General features: G+C 65.2%; 14 protein-coding genes. 4 read left to right on the top strand and 10 right to left on the bottom strand.

What is annotated here, in order from left to right; genetic code table 11:
- Positions 1-38 precede the first annotated feature (38 nt).
- Positions 39-644, bottom strand: coding sequence for an MlaC/ttg2D family ABC transporter substrate-binding protein (locus tag AC1ECK_RS27345; protein WP_480324745.1), 606 nt, complete (start codon positions 642-644; stop codon positions 39-41).
- 177 nt (positions 645-821) lie between these two features.
- On the opposite strand from AC1ECK_RS27345, the gene hpnN reads away from it, so the two are divergent.
- The gene (gene hpnN / locus AC1ECK_RS27340) at positions 822-3449 is read left to right on the top strand and encodes a hopanoid transporter HpnN (protein WP_480324743.1); all 2628 of its coding nucleotides are present in this window, start codon (positions 822-824) and stop codon (positions 3447-3449) included.
- Positions 3446-4513 carry an MlaA family lipoprotein gene (locus tag AC1ECK_RS27335; RefSeq protein WP_480324741.1) on the top strand — a complete coding sequence of 356 codons (1068 nt, stop codon included), beginning with the start codon at positions 3446-3448 and terminating at the stop codon, positions 4511-4513. The genes hpnN and AC1ECK_RS27335 overlap by 4 nt, the downstream gene beginning before the upstream one ends.
- 230 nt (positions 4514-4743) lie before the next feature.
- Here AC1ECK_RS27335 and AC1ECK_RS27330 read toward each other — a convergent pair whose 3' ends face one another.
- The 8 genes from AC1ECK_RS27330 to AC1ECK_RS27295 all read right to left on the bottom strand — a co-directional run bounded on the left by AC1ECK_RS27330 (position 4744) and on the right by AC1ECK_RS27295 (position 12375).
- Positions 4744-5220 carry an acyl-CoA thioesterase gene (locus tag AC1ECK_RS27330; RefSeq protein ID WP_480324739.1) on the bottom strand — a complete coding sequence of 159 codons (477 nt, stop codon included), beginning with the start codon at positions 5218-5220 and terminating at the stop codon, positions 4744-4746.
- 167 nt (positions 5221-5387) lie between these two features.
- Positions 5388-6137, bottom strand: coding sequence for a phosphorylase (locus tag AC1ECK_RS27325; RefSeq protein ID WP_480324738.1), 750 nt, complete (start codon positions 6135-6137; stop codon positions 5388-5390).
- Positions 6137-8116 (bottom strand): squalene--hopene cyclase, encoded by a 1980-nt coding sequence (shc, locus tag AC1ECK_RS27320; protein ID WP_480324736.1) that lies wholly within the window; start codon positions 8114-8116, stop codon positions 6137-6139. The genes AC1ECK_RS27325 and shc overlap by 1 nt, the downstream gene beginning before the upstream one ends.
- Positions 8113-9378, bottom strand: a complete 1266-nt coding sequence (hpnE, locus tag AC1ECK_RS27315; RefSeq protein WP_480324734.1) for a hydroxysqualene dehydroxylase HpnE — start codon at positions 9376-9378, stop codon at positions 8113-8115. The genes shc and hpnE overlap by 4 nt, the downstream gene beginning before the upstream one ends.
- Positions 9378-10226: a presqualene diphosphate synthase HpnD gene (hpnD, locus tag AC1ECK_RS27310; RefSeq protein ID WP_480324732.1), complete on the bottom strand. Its 849-nt coding sequence runs from the start codon at positions 10224-10226 to the stop codon at positions 9378-9380. The genes hpnE and hpnD overlap by 1 nt, the downstream gene beginning before the upstream one ends.
- A 229-nt stretch (positions 10227-10455) precedes the next feature.
- Positions 10456-11394, bottom strand: coding sequence for a sensor domain-containing diguanylate cyclase (locus AC1ECK_RS27305; RefSeq protein ID WP_480324730.1), 939 nt, complete (start codon positions 11392-11394; stop codon positions 10456-10458).
- Complete coding sequence (locus AC1ECK_RS27300; RefSeq protein WP_480324728.1) at positions 11391-12014, bottom strand: chemotaxis protein CheC; 624 nt, start codon at positions 12012-12014, stop codon at positions 11391-11393. Before AC1ECK_RS27300 ends, AC1ECK_RS27305 begins: the two co-directional genes overlap by 4 nt.
- Complete coding sequence (locus tag AC1ECK_RS27295) at positions 12007-12375, bottom strand: response regulator (protein ID WP_480324726.1); 369 nt, start codon at positions 12373-12375, stop codon at positions 12007-12009. The genes AC1ECK_RS27300 and AC1ECK_RS27295 overlap by 8 nt, the downstream gene beginning before the upstream one ends.
- A 678-nt stretch (positions 12376-13053) precedes the next feature.
- On the opposite strand from AC1ECK_RS27295, the gene AC1ECK_RS27290 reads away from it, so the two are divergent.
- Both AC1ECK_RS27290 and AC1ECK_RS27285 read left to right on the top strand, forming a co-directional pair.
- Positions 13054-15312 (top strand): hybrid sensor histidine kinase/response regulator, encoded by a 2259-nt coding sequence (locus AC1ECK_RS27290; RefSeq protein ID WP_480324753.1) that lies wholly within the window; start codon positions 13054-13056, stop codon positions 15310-15312.
- Positions 15313-15608: 296 nt separating this feature from the next.
- Entirely contained in the window at positions 15609-16553 is a 945-nt protein-coding gene (locus AC1ECK_RS27285) for a hypothetical protein (RefSeq protein ID WP_480324724.1), read from the top strand.
- A 117-nt stretch (positions 16554-16670) separates the two neighbouring features.
- Here AC1ECK_RS27285 and AC1ECK_RS27280 read toward each other — a convergent pair whose 3' ends face one another.
- Positions 16671-17222: an NADPH-dependent FMN reductase gene (locus tag AC1ECK_RS27280; RefSeq protein ID WP_480324722.1), complete on the bottom strand. Its 552-nt coding sequence runs from the start codon at positions 17220-17222 to the stop codon at positions 16671-16673.
- Positions 17223-17351 lie beyond the last annotated feature (129 nt).

Below are 17351 nucleotides of genomic sequence, written 5' to 3'. Positions count from 1 at the left end.
GTAGGCACAACAACCCAAGCGCCGCACAGGCAAAAAAATCAGCCCGCACTCCGAGCATTATGCTCAGTCAAAAATTTAATCAACCCATCAACCCCGCCCTTGGCAAGCTGATCCGCAAACTGCGTCTGATAAACCTGAATCAACCAGGCCCCCATCATGTCGATGTCGTAAATCTTCCAGCCGGAATCCGTCTTCTCCATCCGATAACCGACCGAATCATCCCCACCGTTGCTCAGCACATGCGACTGCACCACAGCATCCTTGCCGCCCGCCGTCACACTCGCCTGCGCAAACTGGAACTTCACATCCTGATCCCGCAACTGCGCCAATGAGGCCGCATAAGTCCGCACCAGCAACGTCTGAAACTGCTCGTACAACTGCTTCTGCTGCTCCGGCGTCGCCGTGGTCCACGCCTTGCCCACAGCAATGCGCGTCGTACGCTGAAAGTCCGTTGCGGGCACGAAATGTGTTACCACCACCTGGGTAATCTTGCCCATGTCGCCGCTGCGCGCCTGTGGATCGGCCTTCATCGCGCTCACCGTACCTTCAACCGCGCTCTTTACCACCGCATCAGGGGCAGTTTGCGCAAAAGCCGCGGTGGAAATCACCGCCGTTGCCACAAAAGCAGACAGATAACGTTTCATAAGCTCATCAAGACAGTAAATATGACCACTGGATGGCCCGCTGGGCCACGCTGAAGGTCAGTATACCGACTTTGACGTTCCGTCCGTGCCCCACAACCTGAGCCAATCAGCGCCACGTCGGTATACTTATGCCCTTATGCCAAAAACGCCATCCGTGACAGGGCCCTACTCGCCTACATGCTGAAGTCTTCTATCGTCCGCCTCGTCGCCTGGTCGGTGAGCCGCCCATTGCGCGTCATCGTCCTCTCGCTCATCCTTGCGGTCCTGAGCGGCTTCTACGTCGTCAATCACTTCAAGATCAACACGGATATCAGCCGTCTCGTCGAAACCGACAAGAACTGGTCGTCACTCGACGACGCCGTCGACAATGCATTCCCGCAACGCGGGCAAACCGTGCTCGTGGTCGTCGAAGCGCGCGCTCCCGAATTCGCCGACGCCGCCGCCAACGCACTCACCGCCGCGCTCAAGAATCAGCCCAAGGAGTTCGTCGCCGTCACGCAACCGTCCGGCGGTCCGTTCTTCGAGCACAACGGCCTGCTGTTCCCATCGCTCGATGAGGTGCAGTCCACCACCGGACAGCTCGTTCAGTCGCGCCCGCTCGTCAATGCGCTGGCCAAGGACCCCAGCCTCACCGGTCTCGCAGGGGTCCTCAACACCAGCCTCCTGCTGCCCCTCCAGCTCGGCCAGGTGAAGCTCGGCGACATGAGCCGTCTGCTCTCGCAAAGCGCTACTGTGCTCGACCGCGTGCTCGCCGGCGAGCCGGCCGCCCTCTCGTGGCGCGCGCTGGTCGACAAGGACGCCTCCATCAACCCGGCCCGGGCCTTCATCACCGTGCAGCCGGTGGTCGATTACGGCGCGCTCGAACCGGGCGCCCGCGCTTCCGCCGCCATCCGCGCCACCGCGGCGTCGCTCGATCTCGGCGCCCACTACGGCGCGTCGATCCGCCTGACCGGCGAACAGCCGCTCGCCGACGAAGAGTTCGCCTCGGTACAGGACGGCGCCGCGCTAAACGGCATCATTACCTTCATCGTGGTGCTGGTGATCCTGTGGCTCGCGTTGCGCTCGGGTCGCATGATCGTCGCCGTGTTCATCACGCTGTTTGTCGGCCTCGCCATTACCGCCGCTCTCGGTCTGATGATGGTCGGCGCGCTCAACATGATCTCGGTCGCGTTCATGGTGCTGTTCGTCGGGCTCGGGATCGACTTCGGGGTTCAGTTCGGCGTCAAGTACCGCGAAGAGCGCTATCACGAGCCCCATCTGGCCACCGCGCTCACCAATACCGCGCGCACGATCGGCGTGCCGTTGACGCTCGCCGCGGTCGCCGTCGCCGAAGCGTTCTTCTCGTTCCTGCCCACCGCCTACCGCGGGGTCGCGGAGTTGGGGCAAATCGCCGGCGTCGGCATGTTCGTCGCGTATCTGACCAACATGACGCTGTTTCCGGCACTCCTGAAGATCTTCAATCCGCCCGGCGAAGCCGCCGCACCCGGGTTCAAGCAGTTGGCGCCGGTCGACGACTACCTCGACCGCAACCGCAAGCCCGTCCTGATCGGCACGCTGGTGGTCGTGGTCGGCGCGCTGCCGTTGCTGACCCATCTGCGCTTCGACTTCAATCCGCTGCACCTGAAAGACCCGCATACGGAATCGATGGCGACCCTGCTCTCGCTCAAGGATTCGCCCGAAGCCGCGGTCAACAACGTGCACGTGCTGGCGCCTTCGCTCGCGGCTGCGGATCAGATCGCGGCGCGTCTGAGGAAGCTGCCGGAAGTGGGCCTCGTCACGACACTGAGCACCTTCATTCCGGGCGATCAGTCGCAAAAGCTGCTGCTGATCAATAGCGCGGCGCAGCAGTTGCTGCCCGCGCTGACGCAGACGCCCGCAGCGCCGTCGAGCGACGCGTTGCGCGTCGCCGCACTGAAGCGGGTGGCGAACCAGTTGGTGCTCGCCGCCGAGGATCATCCGGGTCCGGGCGCAGCCGAAGCGCAGCACCTGTCGGCGACGCTGCAGAAGCTCGCCGCCGCCGATCCCGCCACGCGCGAGCGCGCCGAAACCGCCATGGCCGGCACGCTGAAGATCGCGTTGCAGCAACTCGCTTCGCTGCTGCAGCCCACCGAGATCACCCGCGCCACTGTGCCGCCTGAAATCTCACGCGACTGGGTCTCGGCCGACGGCCGCGCGCTGGTCGACATCGCGCCCAAGGTCTTGCCGGGCGCCGACCCCGGCGACGATACGATGCTGCGCCGCTTCGCCCATGCGGTGAAGGCCACGGAGCCGGGGGCGATCGGCGGCACGATCTCGATCCTGCATTCCGCAGACGTAATCATCAAGGCGTTCCTGCAGGCAGCCGGCTGGGCGTTGCTGACGATCACCATCCTGTTGTGGCTGGCGCTGCGGCGTATCGGCGACGTGCTGCGTACGCTGATTCCGCTGCTGGTGTCGGCGCTGGTGACGCTTGAGTTGTGCGTTGTGTTCGGCATGCCACTTAATTTCGCCAACATCATCGCGTTGCCGCTTATGCTCGGCGTAGGCGTCGCATTCAAGATCTACTTTGTCATGGCGTGGCGCAACGGGCAGACGGGCCTGTTGCAGTCGAGTCTCACCCATGCCGTGATGTTCAGCGCTGCCACCACCGCGACCGCGTTCGGGAGCCTCTGGTTGTCGCATCATCCGGGCACGTCGAGCATGGGGCGGCTGCTCGCGCTATCCCTCTTCTGCACGCTAATCGGCGCCGTGGTATTTCAGCCTGTCTTGATGGGTAAGCCGCGCGCGCGTCGCGCATCGAAAGAAAAGCAAGGAATCACGAAATGAGGATGCGAAACACCGCCCTGGCCCTGCTCGTTGCAGGCGTTGTGTCAGGGTGCGCGACGGGCCCCGACCGCAAACCGGGCGACCCGCTGGAACCCATGAACCGCCAGATCTTCAAGATCAACGACGCGATCGATCGGACCATCGCCCAGCCGGTGGCGAAGGGGTATCAGAAGGTCACGCCGCAGCCGCTGCGCCAGGCCATCAGCAACTTCTTCTCGAACCTCGGCGATCTGGGCAACGCTGCCAACAACCTGCTGCAGTTGAAGATCACGGATGCGACCGAAGACGTGATGCGCTTCGCGATGAACTCGACGTTCGGGATTGGCGGTCTGATCGACTTCGCCACGCCGGCCGGCTTGCCGAAACACCACCAGGACTTCGGCTTGACGCTTGGACGCTGGGGCGTGCCGGCGGGCCCGTATCTGGTGCTGCCGCTGTTCGGACCGAGCTCGGTGCGCGACAGCACAGGCTATGTGGTCGACTTCCGCTTCAACCTGATGCACTACATGGACCCCCCGGCGCGCAATCCGCTGTACGTCGTGCAGTTCGTCAGCGCGCGTGCCGATCTGCTCGGCGCGACCAGTCTGTTGGAGGCAGCCGCGCTCGACAAGTACTCGTTCGTGCGCGACGCCTATACGCAGCAGCGCCAGTCGCTGCTGCGCGGTTCCAGTTCGACGCCCGCGCCGCTGCCGAACTACGGCGACCCGGATGCACAAGGCGGCGCGAACACGGCGCCGGCTTCGGGGGCATCGGGCACCGCGCCGGCCGGCTTGCCGGACTACAGCGATCCGGGTGATTCGGCGATGCCGGCGGCACCGGCTAACGGCGCGTCGGGCGCCGCACCTGCGGACTTGCCGAACTACACCGATCCGGGTGATTCGTCGGCGCCGGCCGCGCCGGCCAACGGCGCGTCAAGCACCGCACCGGGTGCGGCAGCAAGCCCTGTGGACAAAGGCCAAGCGGCGCAAGGCGCGCTCAGCGCGAGCGCGGCAAAGGCTGCCAGCGCTCCGGCGGCGGCCGCTGCGGCCTCCGGCACAGCGGCGTCGGTTCCGCCCAAACAGTAGTCGTTGCCGGTCGCGCGGCAACGCAGACTGTTCGTTGGCGCGGCGACACATCAACCGCCGCAGCCAACAAATGCAAAACAGCCCGACCGGCTAACACCGGTCGGGCTGTTTCATTTTCAGCGCTGACTTTGCCAACAACAGTGCGGCTTCGTCTCGGAAGACCCGTGCGCACGCCATGCACACCGCACCCGCTGCCGTCACGTCTGCAGCGCGCCAGGCACTAACCGCATTCAGTGCATCGTATCGGCTTCGAGGCGCGCCGCCACCGTTTCTTCGGCGCTCGCCACCGCCTGCGTCATTGGCTCCGAGCCAGCGCGATAGTCCTGGAACGCTTCGTCCGCATAGCGGATCTGCGTGCGGCCGTGAGGCGCCGGGTCGCCGTTCTCGTCGAGATTCACGAACACCATCTTCTCAACCGTGAGGATGCTCTTGCGCGTGATCTTGTTGCGCACTTCACAGCGCAGCGTGATCGACGTGCGACCGAAATGCGTCGCCGTCATGCCGAGTTCGATGATGTCGCCCTGGCGCGCGGAGCTGACGAAGTTGATCTCGGACATGAACTTGGTCACCACGCGCTGGTTGTCCATCTGGCAAATCGCGTAGATAGCCGCTTCTTCGTCGATCCAGCGCAGCAGGCTGCCGCCGAACAGCGTGCCGTTCGGGTTGAGATCTTCGGGCTTGACCCACTTTCTGGTGTGGAAATTCATTTGGTACCCCTCGTGTGAGGTAGTGCGGGCCGGCATCGAAACCGGAACCTAGGGTTAATACCTATATTGTACCAAATATAAGGGTTTTCCCTAGTGCATCAAAAAAGCCCGGACCAACCATTTGGGGTCGTTTCAGGCAGTCTTTACGAGCTTCGGCGCACCCTTTTTCAGCCGGCCCGCTGCAGCGCGCCGGCCGCAAACAGCGCATGCCGCGCCTGAACCAGCGCCGTGCGGGCGGCACGTGCATCAGCGGCAACCTGCAGCAGCGGCCCGAGTTGGGAGGGTTGTTTCAGCAGTTCGCGCAGGATCGGCGCAATCGCCGTGCTGCCATCGTCGCGCAAGCCGGCCGTGGCGGCCGAAGGCAAGGTGCGCCACGCCGGATCGACAATCGCCCGGCAGACGGCGAACGGCACGCCGTGCGCGGCAGCAATGGCCCCGGCAATGTGCGATTCCATGTCGACCGCGAGCGCGCCGCTCGACCGATGCAGCACGGCTTTGTCGTTGGCGCCCGTCAGCGGCGCCGTGACGCCCGCCAGCAAGCCGCGCCGCAAGCGAGCGCCAAGCGGCGTCGCGGCCAACGCCGCGGCCAGATGCTCCGACCAGAGCACGTCGGTGGCGAAGCGCCCGAGCGGACCTTCGACGGCATTCGCAACGATCACCGCTCCCGGCTCCAGATCGGGGGCGAGGCCACCGGCCGTGCCGAAGCTGATGATGCCCGAGCAACCGCGCGCCAGCGCCGCGCTCAGCGCCCGCTCGAGCAGATCGGCACGCGCCGCAAACACGACTTCGATGCCCTCGCCGCGCACGATGCGCGCCTCGAAGGCCATGCCGGTGACTGCGATCACGGGCAAGCCGCCGGGCTGGGACGACGCAGACGACTGCCTGGAAGCGCTGGAGCGGGTCGACGAAAACACCATCACATCCCGACCACGACGCGCGTCACGCCGTCACGTTTCAGTTGGCGGTAACGCGCCAACGCCCAGAGCGGGAAGAACTTGCGGTAGCCGTGGTAGCGCAGATAAAACACGCGCGGAAAGCCCGTGGCGGTGAAACGGGTTTCGTCCCACAGGCCGTGCTCGCGTTGCTCGCGCAGCAGGTACTCGACGCCGCGCGCCACTGCCGGATGCTCGACGCAGCCCACCGCCATCAGTCCCAGCAGCGCCCAGGCCGTCTGCGACGCCACGCTCGGGGCACGCTCGTAGCCGCGGTAGTCGAGCTTGTAGCTCGTACCGTCCTCGCCCCAGCCGCCGTCTTCGTTCTGGATCGATACGAGCCACTGCGCAGCGCGCTTCATACGCGGGTCGTCGTGTGCGATACCGCCCGCGTTCAGCGCACACAGCGCCGTCCACGTGCCGTAGATGTAATTCATGCCCCAGCGGCCATACCAGCTACCGTCGGACTCCTGCTCGTTGAGGATGTAGTCGTACGCGCGACGCGCCGGCTCGCTGTTGGCGGGCATTTCGCCCAGTTGCGCGAGCATCGACAAGCAGCGGCCCGACACATCGGCAGTAGGCGGATCGAGCAGCGCGCCGTGATCGGAGAACGGAATGTTGTTCAGGTAGTACTGAGTGTTTTCCGGTTCGAAAGCGCCCCAGCCACCATCGCTGCTCTGCATGCCGACCACCCATTCGCGCGCGCGGGCAATCGCTTCGCCGTCGACGTTCGATTGCGTGAGCGCGGCCGAGCGGTGCATCGCCATCACGACCACCGCCGTATCGTCGACGTCCGGATAGTACGGATTCGCATACTGGAACGCCCAGCCTCCGGGGCGCACGTTCGGACGACGCGAGATCCAGTCGCCACGCACGTCGAGAATCTGCAACGGGCGCAGCCATTGCAGGCCGCGCTCGGCCGCCGCCTCGGCGCGCGGGTCGCCGGTTTCGAGCAGCGCGTGCGCGGCAAGCGAGGTATCCCACACCGGCGACAGGCACGGCTGGCAATATGCTTCGTCATCCTTGATGACCAGCAGCTTGTCGATCGACTGGCGAGCAATCGCACGATTCGGATGATCGGCCGGATAACCCAGCACGTCGTACATCATCACAGAGTTGGCCATGGCCGGGAAAATCGCACCGAGCCCGTCTTCGCCATTCAGACGCTCGTCGACGAAGGCGAGAGCCGCCTGGACCGCACGCTCGCGCGTGTACTTCGGAAACAGCCCGTCGACCAGACGCAGCACGTTGTCCACGCCGCGGAAGAACGTGAACCAGCCCTGGCTTTGATGCGGCGCACGCGGCAGCAGGCCGGTCGTGACGGGCGCACCGTGGAACAGTTCGTCGATGCGCACGCCGCGCGGGTTGCGCGCCACCGGCCGCCGGGCGTTGAGCACCAGCAGCGGCACGATCACCGTACGCGCCCAGTAAGACACCTTCGATAGATGGAACGGGAACCACTGCGGCAGCAGCATGATTTCGACGGGCATCATCGGCACGGCGTACCACGACACCACGCCGAACAGCGCCAGCAGAATCCGCGTGAACACGTTCGACGCTTCCGCGCCGCCATGCGCGAGAATCGCCTCGCGGGCGCGGCGCATGTGCTCGGCGTCTTCCGGATCGCCGATCATCTTCAGCGCGAAGTACGCCTTCACGCTCGCGCTGACGTCGAGCGCGCCGTCGGTGAAGAGCGGCCAGCCGCCATTGGACAACTGGATGCGGCGCAGATAGCGGGCAATCTTCTGCTCCAGCTCCACGTTCGGCGTTTCGCCGAGGTAGTGGACCAGCAGCACGTATTCGGCGGGGATCGTCGCGTCGGCTTCGAGTTCGTAGACCCAGTGGCCATCCGGGCGTTGCGCCTCGAGAATCGCGTCGGTTGCGCGTGTGACGGCGGCTTCCAGTGGGGCGGCGGAGTCGTGTGAGTCGTCGCTCATGGTCGGAGCAAGGGAAATATCGTTCATCTGCGTTCCATCGGTTCGTTCAGCAGCATATCCGCGGCCTTCTGGCCGGAGCGGATCGCCCCTTCGATCGTCGCGGGCAGGCCGGTGGCCGTCCAGTCGCCCGCGAGCATCAGGTTATTCCAGCGTGTGCGCGTGGCCGGACGACGCATCTCCTCGCCAGGCAGCGCCGCAAAGGTCGCCTGAGGTTCCGTCACGACCTGCCAGGCCGGCATCGGCTCGGGCGGTAGGCTGGCCGCCTGGGCCACTTCGCCCCAGACCGTTTTCGCGAGCGCGTCGGGCGGGGTATCGACGAACCGCTCGGCGCCGCTGATCGTCACCGAGAGCCGCCCTTCATAGGCGAACAGCCACTCGGCGGTGCCGTTCAGCAGCCCCATCAGCGGCGGCACGCCGAACGGCGGTTCGACCGCGAAGTGAAGACTCACGGTGGCGCTATGGTGGCGCGGCGCCTGCAGACCGGGGACGAGCGTCTGCGCCACCTCTGGCGGCACCGCCAGCACGACCGCTGCGCCGGCTTCAAGCGCGATGCGGTCGTCGGCAAACTGCAACGCGCCGACACGACCGGCCGCATCGAACTCGATTGCCTTCAACGGCGCGCCGAGCCGGATCGCCACGCCGCCATGCTGCAACAGCCGCAAGGCCGGCTCGACAAAAGCGCTGCTCAGGCCGTTGCGCGCCAGCAGCGGCCGGCACGCCGAACCGCCCCCAACGAGCGTCTCGCGCGCCACCGCAGCGGCCAGTTCGGCGCTCGCGCCGCGCGGCTCATGGTTCAGCACGAGCCGGAACAGCGGCTGCAGCAGACGGTCCCACAGCACGCCGTCGCAACGCATGGTCTGCGCCATGGTCCGGCCCGGTTTGGCGAACAGCAGCGGGGCGAGCATCAGGTAGTCGCTCGGATGCGTACTCGGCACCCGTGCCGCCTGATCGAAGACCCACCACGGCAAGCGTCCGGCCGACAGGCGCACGCTCCAGCGCGCCCGTGTGGCGAGGTCCATGAACGGATATTCGGGCTGCGCCGGGCCGCTCAGTTCGTCGGCCGCGCCGATCGCGCGCAGGTAATTCAGCGTCGCCTCGTTCCCCGACAGCACGAGGTGATTGCCGCTATCGATCGTGATGCCAAGCGCACCGTCGTAGTACGAGCGGCACCGTCCACCTGCCTGCGAAGCTGCCTCGTGCAACACGACCTGCGCGCCGCGCCGCTGCAATTGCACGGCGGCGGCGAGGCCCGCGAGGCCCGCGCCGATCACGTGGACAAGCTTCGGCATCAGAAGAAAGCGTACCGGGCAACGATCCACAGCAGGCGCGCACGCGGCTTGCTGACCTTCGTGCGCGGCAGATCGAAGCCGCGCTCAACGGTACGATCGAGAAGACAGCGATAGACCCCGGACATGATGCGCGGCGCGCGGACCTGGTTGCGCGGGGCGGCGTCCATGATCGCGTCGGCCTGGGCAAAGTGCTCGCGAGCCCGCGCCACCAGCTTCGTGCAGACGCGCGGCAGCGACGGATCGTCGGCGATCGTCGCCGGGCTGGTGGTGGCGATGCCTTCCAGCGCAAGCAGCTCGCGCGGCAGATAGCAGCGGTTGATATCCGCGTCTTCGTCGATGTCGCGCAGGATGTTGGTCAACTGCAGCGCCCGGCCCAGGTGATGCGCCAGCAAACGCCCCGGCTCTTCCTGCATCCCGAATATCCTCACCGATAGACGGCCGGCGGCACTGGCGACGCGGTCGCAATACAGGTCGAGGGTGTCCTCGTCCGGTGCGCAGATATCGGCGGCGGCGTCCATCGCCATGCCGTCGATCATCGCGTGAAAATCCTCGCGTTGCAGATGAAACGTGTGAATGTGCCGCGTCAACGCGCGCAACGAAGGGCGCGGCGCGCCTGCATAGCAGTCGTCGATGTCGGCGCGCCAGCGCTCGAGCCCCGCCGAACGCTCGGCGCGCGGCAGGTCGCTGTCGGCAATATCGTCGACAGCGCGGCAGAAAGCGTAGACCTGATACATCGCGTCGCGCTGTGCGGCCGGCAGGATGCGCATCGCAAGATAAAACGAGCTGCCCGATGTGGCGGCAGCGGCGTCGGTTTCTGTATCGTCCACGACAAGATTGGAAACAGCCAAGACGATCTCCGCTGAGGGGCCCTCTGGAGGCGGTCAAGAAGTAGTCAGAAGTCGTGCCTACCCGCAGGGTAAGCCGCGCGCGCGGACACGCGCGAATACACCGGCAAGGGTTGCCGGAAACGGCGAAAAGTATAACAACCTTTACGGGATAACGCAGTTTGAGGGTGGAATCCACCGTTAAGGCGGGTTACACGCGGCACGGCGCGGTGGCACTCCGCGGCGCGGCAGCTCAGATAAACGCGATCGAGCGGTTGCGCCCCTGGCGCTTGGCGCTGTAGAGCGCCGCATCGGCTTCGTTGATCAGCACGTCGTAACTGGGCACGCCAACCCGCGCCGCAGCGCCGCCGACGCTCGCGGTCACCGGCACGGACACGCCCTGCACGTCGACCGGTGCGTCGCTGATCGTGTGCCGGATCTTTTCGGCCACGAGCATCGCATCTTCGATCGGCGTGCACGGCAGCAGCAAGGCGAATTCCTCGCCGCCGAACCGGCCGAACGTGTCCTGCACCCTGACGACCTGGGCGACCCGCTGCGCCATCTCGCGCAGCACCGTGTCGCCGACCCCGTGGCCGAACTGGTCGTTGATCTTCTTGAAGTGATCCAGATCGAACAGCAGCACCGACATCTCGCCGCCGTAGCGCTGCCAGCGCGTGTATTCGTCACGCAGCCGCGCTTCGAAATAGCGCCGGTTCGCAATGCCGGTCAGGCCGTCGCGGTCCGCATACTCCTGCAGCTTGGCGACCGCATCTTCGCGTTCGCGCTGCACGATACTCACGTGCGTCACGTCGGAGATGGTCACGCACACGGCCACCACTTCGCGCTCGCGCATGAGCGGCATGAAGGTGCAATCCTGCTGCATGAAATCGACACCGCCGGTGATCGGCCGGTCATGGTCGAACTTGAACAGATAGGGACGCTGCTCCCACGAACTGAAGGCAAAGCTGCCGAGCTGGAACACGCTCTCGAGCTTGCGGGTCAGCCACACGCGCGGCAACTCGGGGAAACTGGCGAAAATCGACTTGCCGACCACCTTCTCGGCTGACAGACCGCTGTGGTCCTGCATGAAGCGGTTCCACATCAACACGTTCATCTCGCGATCGAGGACAAAGATGCCGAAACCAACGCGCTCGACAACGAGATCGCTCAACGAAGCTGGGGGAACATTCATAGACTGGACAGCAACGCGTCAAGCGCGTGATTCATATGGCGGATCGATTCTTCAGCCATCAGCATGACAAGGTGGGCGCGAAAACTCTGGTCTTCGAGCGCGAAATTGACTTCGACCAGCAGCGCAACTTCCCAGGCGAGCACACCGGGCTGAAACACGTCGTCGAGCGACATCGAATCGCCGAGCAGTCCCGGCGCCGAAAACACCGGCGTGCGACCGAGCTGTTCGAGAATGCATGAAACGCATGCGCCCGTCAGCACGTTGGCGACGTCGAAAATCAGCTCCTGCTGGCTGACCTTCTCATAGGCAGAACGCGGATACGGGTCGTTCACCAGCCCGCAAAGCTGCTCGATACTGCCGCTGCGGCAAATCACCAGCGCCTCGCCCTTGATGTCGGAGCGAAAGCCCTGACGCACCGCGCTCACCGGCTCCTGGATGCCGGTCATCTCGCGCAAGGCGGCCGCCGCCTCGCTCACCTCCACCACCTGCACCCGCGGCACCGACAACTCGATAAACGTATCGAGCAATCGCGCCAGACGTGTCGCGGCCTGGCCCATTGCGAGGTTGGCGACCTCCTGCAGCGCGTCGCGCCGATCTTCGTTGAGGACTGGCTCAGACATACAACCCGTACTCCTTGAGGATGGGTAGTACCGCCTCGGGGGTGACGGGCTTGGCGATGAAGGCAACGGCGCCGAGCGTGCGCACGCGCGCCTGCGCCATCGGCTGCACGTCCGCGGACACGACGATCACGAACGTGTTCAGGTCTTCGTGCTGCATCGCCTCCAGCACCTGATAGCCGGTCAGATCCGGCATCGTCAGGTCGAGGAACATCACGGACGCCTTGCCTTCGCGGTATAGCGCGAGCGCTTCGCGCCCGTTGGAGGCGTAGCTGACGTCCACATCCCAATCCGGCGGCAGCGCCTTTGTGAGCACCTTGCGGGCAAGCAGCGAATCGTCGGCGATCACAATGGGCAATGACATGGCGGAGGGTCGAAAAGCGGGATTGGCTCGGTCGCGTTAACGGCGCAGATCAGAGATTCTTTAGCGGGCTGAACAGGAATGGCCCGAAGGATACTCCGGTGCGAGCGGGAGTGCAGATTGCGAAAAGCAGGGGGCGCCGCGCACGCGGGCGCGTGCGACGGGAATGCTGCGCATGCGCATGAGCGCACGCGGGACGATAACGAAGACCAGCATGTTCGGCCTACCCCGTAGGTGGTTCTGCGCGGCCGGGTGGATCGGGAGTCTATCGACCTGCCGCGCGCGTTTCCGCGAACCCCCTCCGTCACGCTTGCTATGCGTTGTTTGGCTGGCCCTCGCGGCACAAGCATCCGAACATGGCGGACGCAATATTTATCGTGGCAAGATTCTCAAATTAAACTGACGGAAAGGCAACTCGCCAATAACGATTTAACGAACAGGAATTACTCATGTAATGCCAATTTTGGGATTCTTTCAAATCATCAGACGGGAAAATTACGCTGTTTATACTTTTGTGTACGTTTGCGCTTCTGGATTCGTCGCTGTTTGGAAAAAAACTTCCGCATATCGATTACGGTCTATTGTTACCGGCTCAAGAGATCCTACCCGGCAAATTCCGGGTTCTCGTATTATGGTAACCGTAAGATTTTCCGTCCCTGACGATTGCAGCGCTATTTGAAGATGACACCCGACCGGTCCGAGCCGCGCGAAGCGAGCCGCCTCTCCTCCAACCGGCAGGACGAGGCGCTGTTCCCGGTTGTGCCGGAACAGAATTTCCATGTCCGGCGCATGACGCTGATCGCGTTGCTGGTCGCGGCCATCGTCCTGCCGTGCGTCTACGTCGTGACCATGGCGTTTGGCGACCTGCGGGCCCGCGAAGCCGACGCCACCGACCTGACGCTGCGCACCGTGCGCGTCGCCGAAGAACATGCGCTGAAAGTGTTCGACATGAACGAGGCGCTCGATGCACGCGTCGTCGACCTGGTGCAAGGCCTCGACGACGACGGCATCCGCACCCGCCAGGCCGAGATCCACACGAAACTGGGCACCATGGGCGGTGGCTATCCGCAGGTCGCGGCGGTGTCGATTTTCGGCCGGGACGGCGCCTTGCTCGCGAGCAGCCGTTTTTACCCCGCCCCGTCGGTGTCGATTGCCGAACGCGACGACTTCACCGGCATTCGCGACGGCAAGGTGCTCGAGCACGTCTCGAAGGACATGATGGGACAGGTCGCCGGCGAGAACGTCTTCAATACCGGCGTGGCGCGGCGCGATCTGGACGGCACCTTTGCCGGGGTGGTTTCCGTCGCGCTGCGGCCGGGTTATTTCACCAGGTTCTATCAGGAACTGCTCGGCGGCAACGACGCGCCGATAACGATGGGGCTGACCCGCGCCGACGGCTCGATCCTCGCCCACTACCCGTCCGCGCCCGGCCAGCCCACCATGGTCGCGCCGCATACGCCGTTCATCGACGCCCTCACCCAGGGCAGCCGCGCCGGCGTGGTCCGGATGCACTCGGTGCTCGACAACGACAATCTGATCGTCGCCTACCGGCGCGTCGGCGCCTATCCGGTGTACGTGTCGTGCGGCTACCGCACCTCGGCGATCTGGGCGGCCTGGTACCGTCATCTGAGCGTGCTGATTCTCTCGATGTTCACGCCCTCCATCGTGCTGTGGTGCGTGATCTGGCTGTCGCTGCGGCGTCTGGGCGCGGAAGAGGAAGCGTGGGAGCGCTGGCAGGCCGAAGCGTCGATGCGCCGCTCGATCGAATCCGCCTACCGGCAGTCGCGCAAGATGGAAGCGCTCGGCAATCTGGTGGGCAGTGTCGCGCACGATTTCAACAACCTGCTGATGATCGTCTCGGCAAACGTGCAGATTGCAAGGCGGCGCGGCGCACCGGGGCTCGATCGCGAGCTGTCGGCCATCGAGCGGGCGCTCAAGAACGGCCAGTCGCTCACGCGCCAGCTACTCGGCGTGGCGCGCAAACAGCCGCTGCGCAGCGAAACGCTCGCCGTCGACCGGTGGCTGCCGGCCTGCCGCGAACTGCTGCGCGCGTCGCTGGGCGCGAAGATCTCGCTCGTGATGGATATCGGCCCCGACGTCTGGCCGATGCGGGTCGACGTCGCCGAACTCGAACTCGCGCTGATCAACCTCGCCGTCAATGCGCGCGACGCGATGCCCAATGGCGGCCGCTTCACGGTACGGGCGGCCAACATCACGTTCCGTCATGAGGACGGGTTTCCGCTCACCGGCGACTTCGTGCAGGTCTCGCTCGAGGACACCGGTGTCGGCATGCCGCCGGAAGTGCTGGCGCGGGCCTTCGAACCGCTCTTCACGACCAAGCCGAAAGGCATGGGCACGGGCCTCGGCCTGCCACAGGTGTTCGCGTTCTGCGAGCGCTCCGGCGGCCTCGCCGCAATCGACAGCGCGATCGGCGCCGGCACCTCGGTGCGCCTCTACCTGCCGCGGGCGGCGGCCGCCCCGGAGGCCGAGCGTCCCGCCACCGAGCCGGCGGTCGAGGAAGCGGGCGCGCCGCACGGCCTGCGCGTCCTGCTGGTCGAGGACAACGACGAAGTCGCCGCCGGCACCGAAGCCTTGCTGCAGATGATGGGCCACCAGGTCACCTGCGTATTCAACGCCGATACTGCCCTGCGTCTGTTCGACGACGCGCACGCCAGGCACGAGCCATTGCCCTTCGACCTGGTGATTTCCGATATCCACATGCCCGGAACCACGAACGGCATCGATCTGGCGGAAACGGTGCAGGCGTTCGAAAGCCGCTTGCCGGTGATCCTCGTCACGGGCTACGCGGAAGAGCTCGACCGCGCGCGTCACGTCAACGTGCGGGTGCTGTCGAAGCCCTTCGATATCGCCCTGCTCGACAAGCTGCTGCAGGACATTCAGCACGATCTGGCGCAAACCAGCGCGCATCCCGCGGCTTGATTGCGCTGGAGGTGGCTGGGACTGGCCGTGGCTGGCGAGCGATCGTGCGCGTGGGCCGAACGTCGGTTATTTGCGCGTCCGGCGACCCTGTTCAGCCCGGTGGGAATTACCAGCTTTTGTAAAAGCGCCTCACCGGCTTTCCAGCCGACGTCCCGCGTTGCCCCCTATGCGCGACACGGCCCTGTTGCCAGGCCTCTGGGCGACGCCGCGCTTCCCGGCACGATCGTTGCGACTCCTGATGGAGGAAGGCCCCGCGCCGTTGCGACGGCCACCCGGCAAGCAGTGGGGAGACAGCCATGCGACACACCGTGATTGGTCTATTCGACACCTACACCCAGGCGGAAAGCGCGCGCGATACGCTCGTCCAGACCGGCTTCGCCGCCGACACCATCGAACTGCAAGCCAACCCCATCTCCTCGGCCACCGCGGCGAGCGACGCCGCGGCCGGCGCCGGCCTCCTTGCGAATATCGAACGTTTCGTTGCCAGCCTGTTCGCGAAGGAACAGCGCACGGCTCAGGCCGAGCACTACGCGGACGCCGTGCGCCGCGGCGCCGTGCTGGTCTGCGTGAATGCGGCCAGCGAAGCGCATGCGGAGCTAGCGAGCAAAACACTGGCGCGGCTGGGCGCCACCGATATCGGCGAACGCCTCCCAGGCTGGGATGCCGCACTGGATGATCCGGACACGCGCCGCGAACACTCGGTGCTCGACGAACTCGGGCTGAGCAGCGCCGCCCCGGCGCGAGACCACTCCGCCAGCACCGGCAGCAATCCGCCGCGGGATACGCCGGCAGCGCCCGCCGAGCCTCGTGCCGAAGAACAGCGGACGACGCGCACGCTCAGCGAGGCGGCGACGCTCAACACCATCGCCGCCGGCAGTGCACCGGGCTTTGGAGCCGTGTTTACGCCCGTCGATGTCGCGCCTGCGGCGCGACGGCCGGAACCCCTGGAGGGCGAGACCATTCCGGACGAATTTCTCGAGTACGAAGAGGACTTCCGCAATCACTACGACGAGCAATACGCGAGCGGCGACACCCGCTATGAGGACTACGTGCCCGCGTACCGGTACGGCGCGAGCCTCGCCCGCGACGCGGTCTATCGCGACCGTCCCTGGGACGAGGTGGAGCCGGAAGCGCGGCGTCACTGGGAGACCACCTCGCCCGAGGCGACCAATACGTGGGAAAGGTTCAAGGTAGCCGTGCGGCACGGCTGGGATCGGGTGACGGGACATCATCACGTGTGACGTCACAGGGAGAAGCGCCGGGAGCGGCGCGGCGTGCGAAAAGGCGGGCGGCATCGCGCCGCCCGCCGTGTGCGATGTGCAGGGGATGCAGGTCCGCGCTGCAGCTAGCACAGCTACTTAACCCGCAAACCGCTTCACCCACGCAACATAGCGATCGACGAACGTTTGCAGGAACTTGCGGGTGTCGTCGTTGAGGATATTGCCGCCGGCGTCGATTGCCGCAGGGTTATGCTTGATGAACATTTCCGGCTGACCGAGCAGCGCGACATCCAGATAGGCCAGCACATTGCGCAGATGCTGCTGTGCCAACGCCGTGCCGGTCGCGCCCAACGACGTGCCGGCCACGCCACCCGGCTTGCCCGCCCACGAATTCGTGCCCCACGGGCGCGAACCCCAGTCCAGCGCATTCTTCAGCACGCCAGGGATCGAGCGGTTGTACTCGGCCGTGACGAAGAGCAGGCCATCGGCAGCTTCGATCTTCTGCTTGAACTGGCGGGCGACTTCCGGAAAGTCCGCGTCATAGTCCTGGGAGTAGAGCGGCAAGTTGCCGATGTCGAGAAATTCGAATGAGAGGTCAGCGGGGGCAAGGGAAATCAGCGCTTGTGCCAGTTGCCGGTTGTACGACTCCCGGCGCAGGCTGCCAACCACAACGGCGATATGAAGGGCCATGGTTCGTTTCCTCAGTGAAAGCGCGCGCAGCGCGAAAGGGTCCGCGTTCTAATCATAAGCGGCGCCTGCGCGAATTGAGGAGCGAACCCGGCCGAAAAGCGCGGCTGCGGAGCGGAAAAATAAGGGGTT

The sequence above is a fragment of the Paraburkholderia sp. SSBN10T genome (assembly GCF_056619545.1).
The sequence above is the reverse complement of the archived record's forward strand: the minus strand, read 5'-3'. Positions and strand labels throughout refer to the sequence as shown.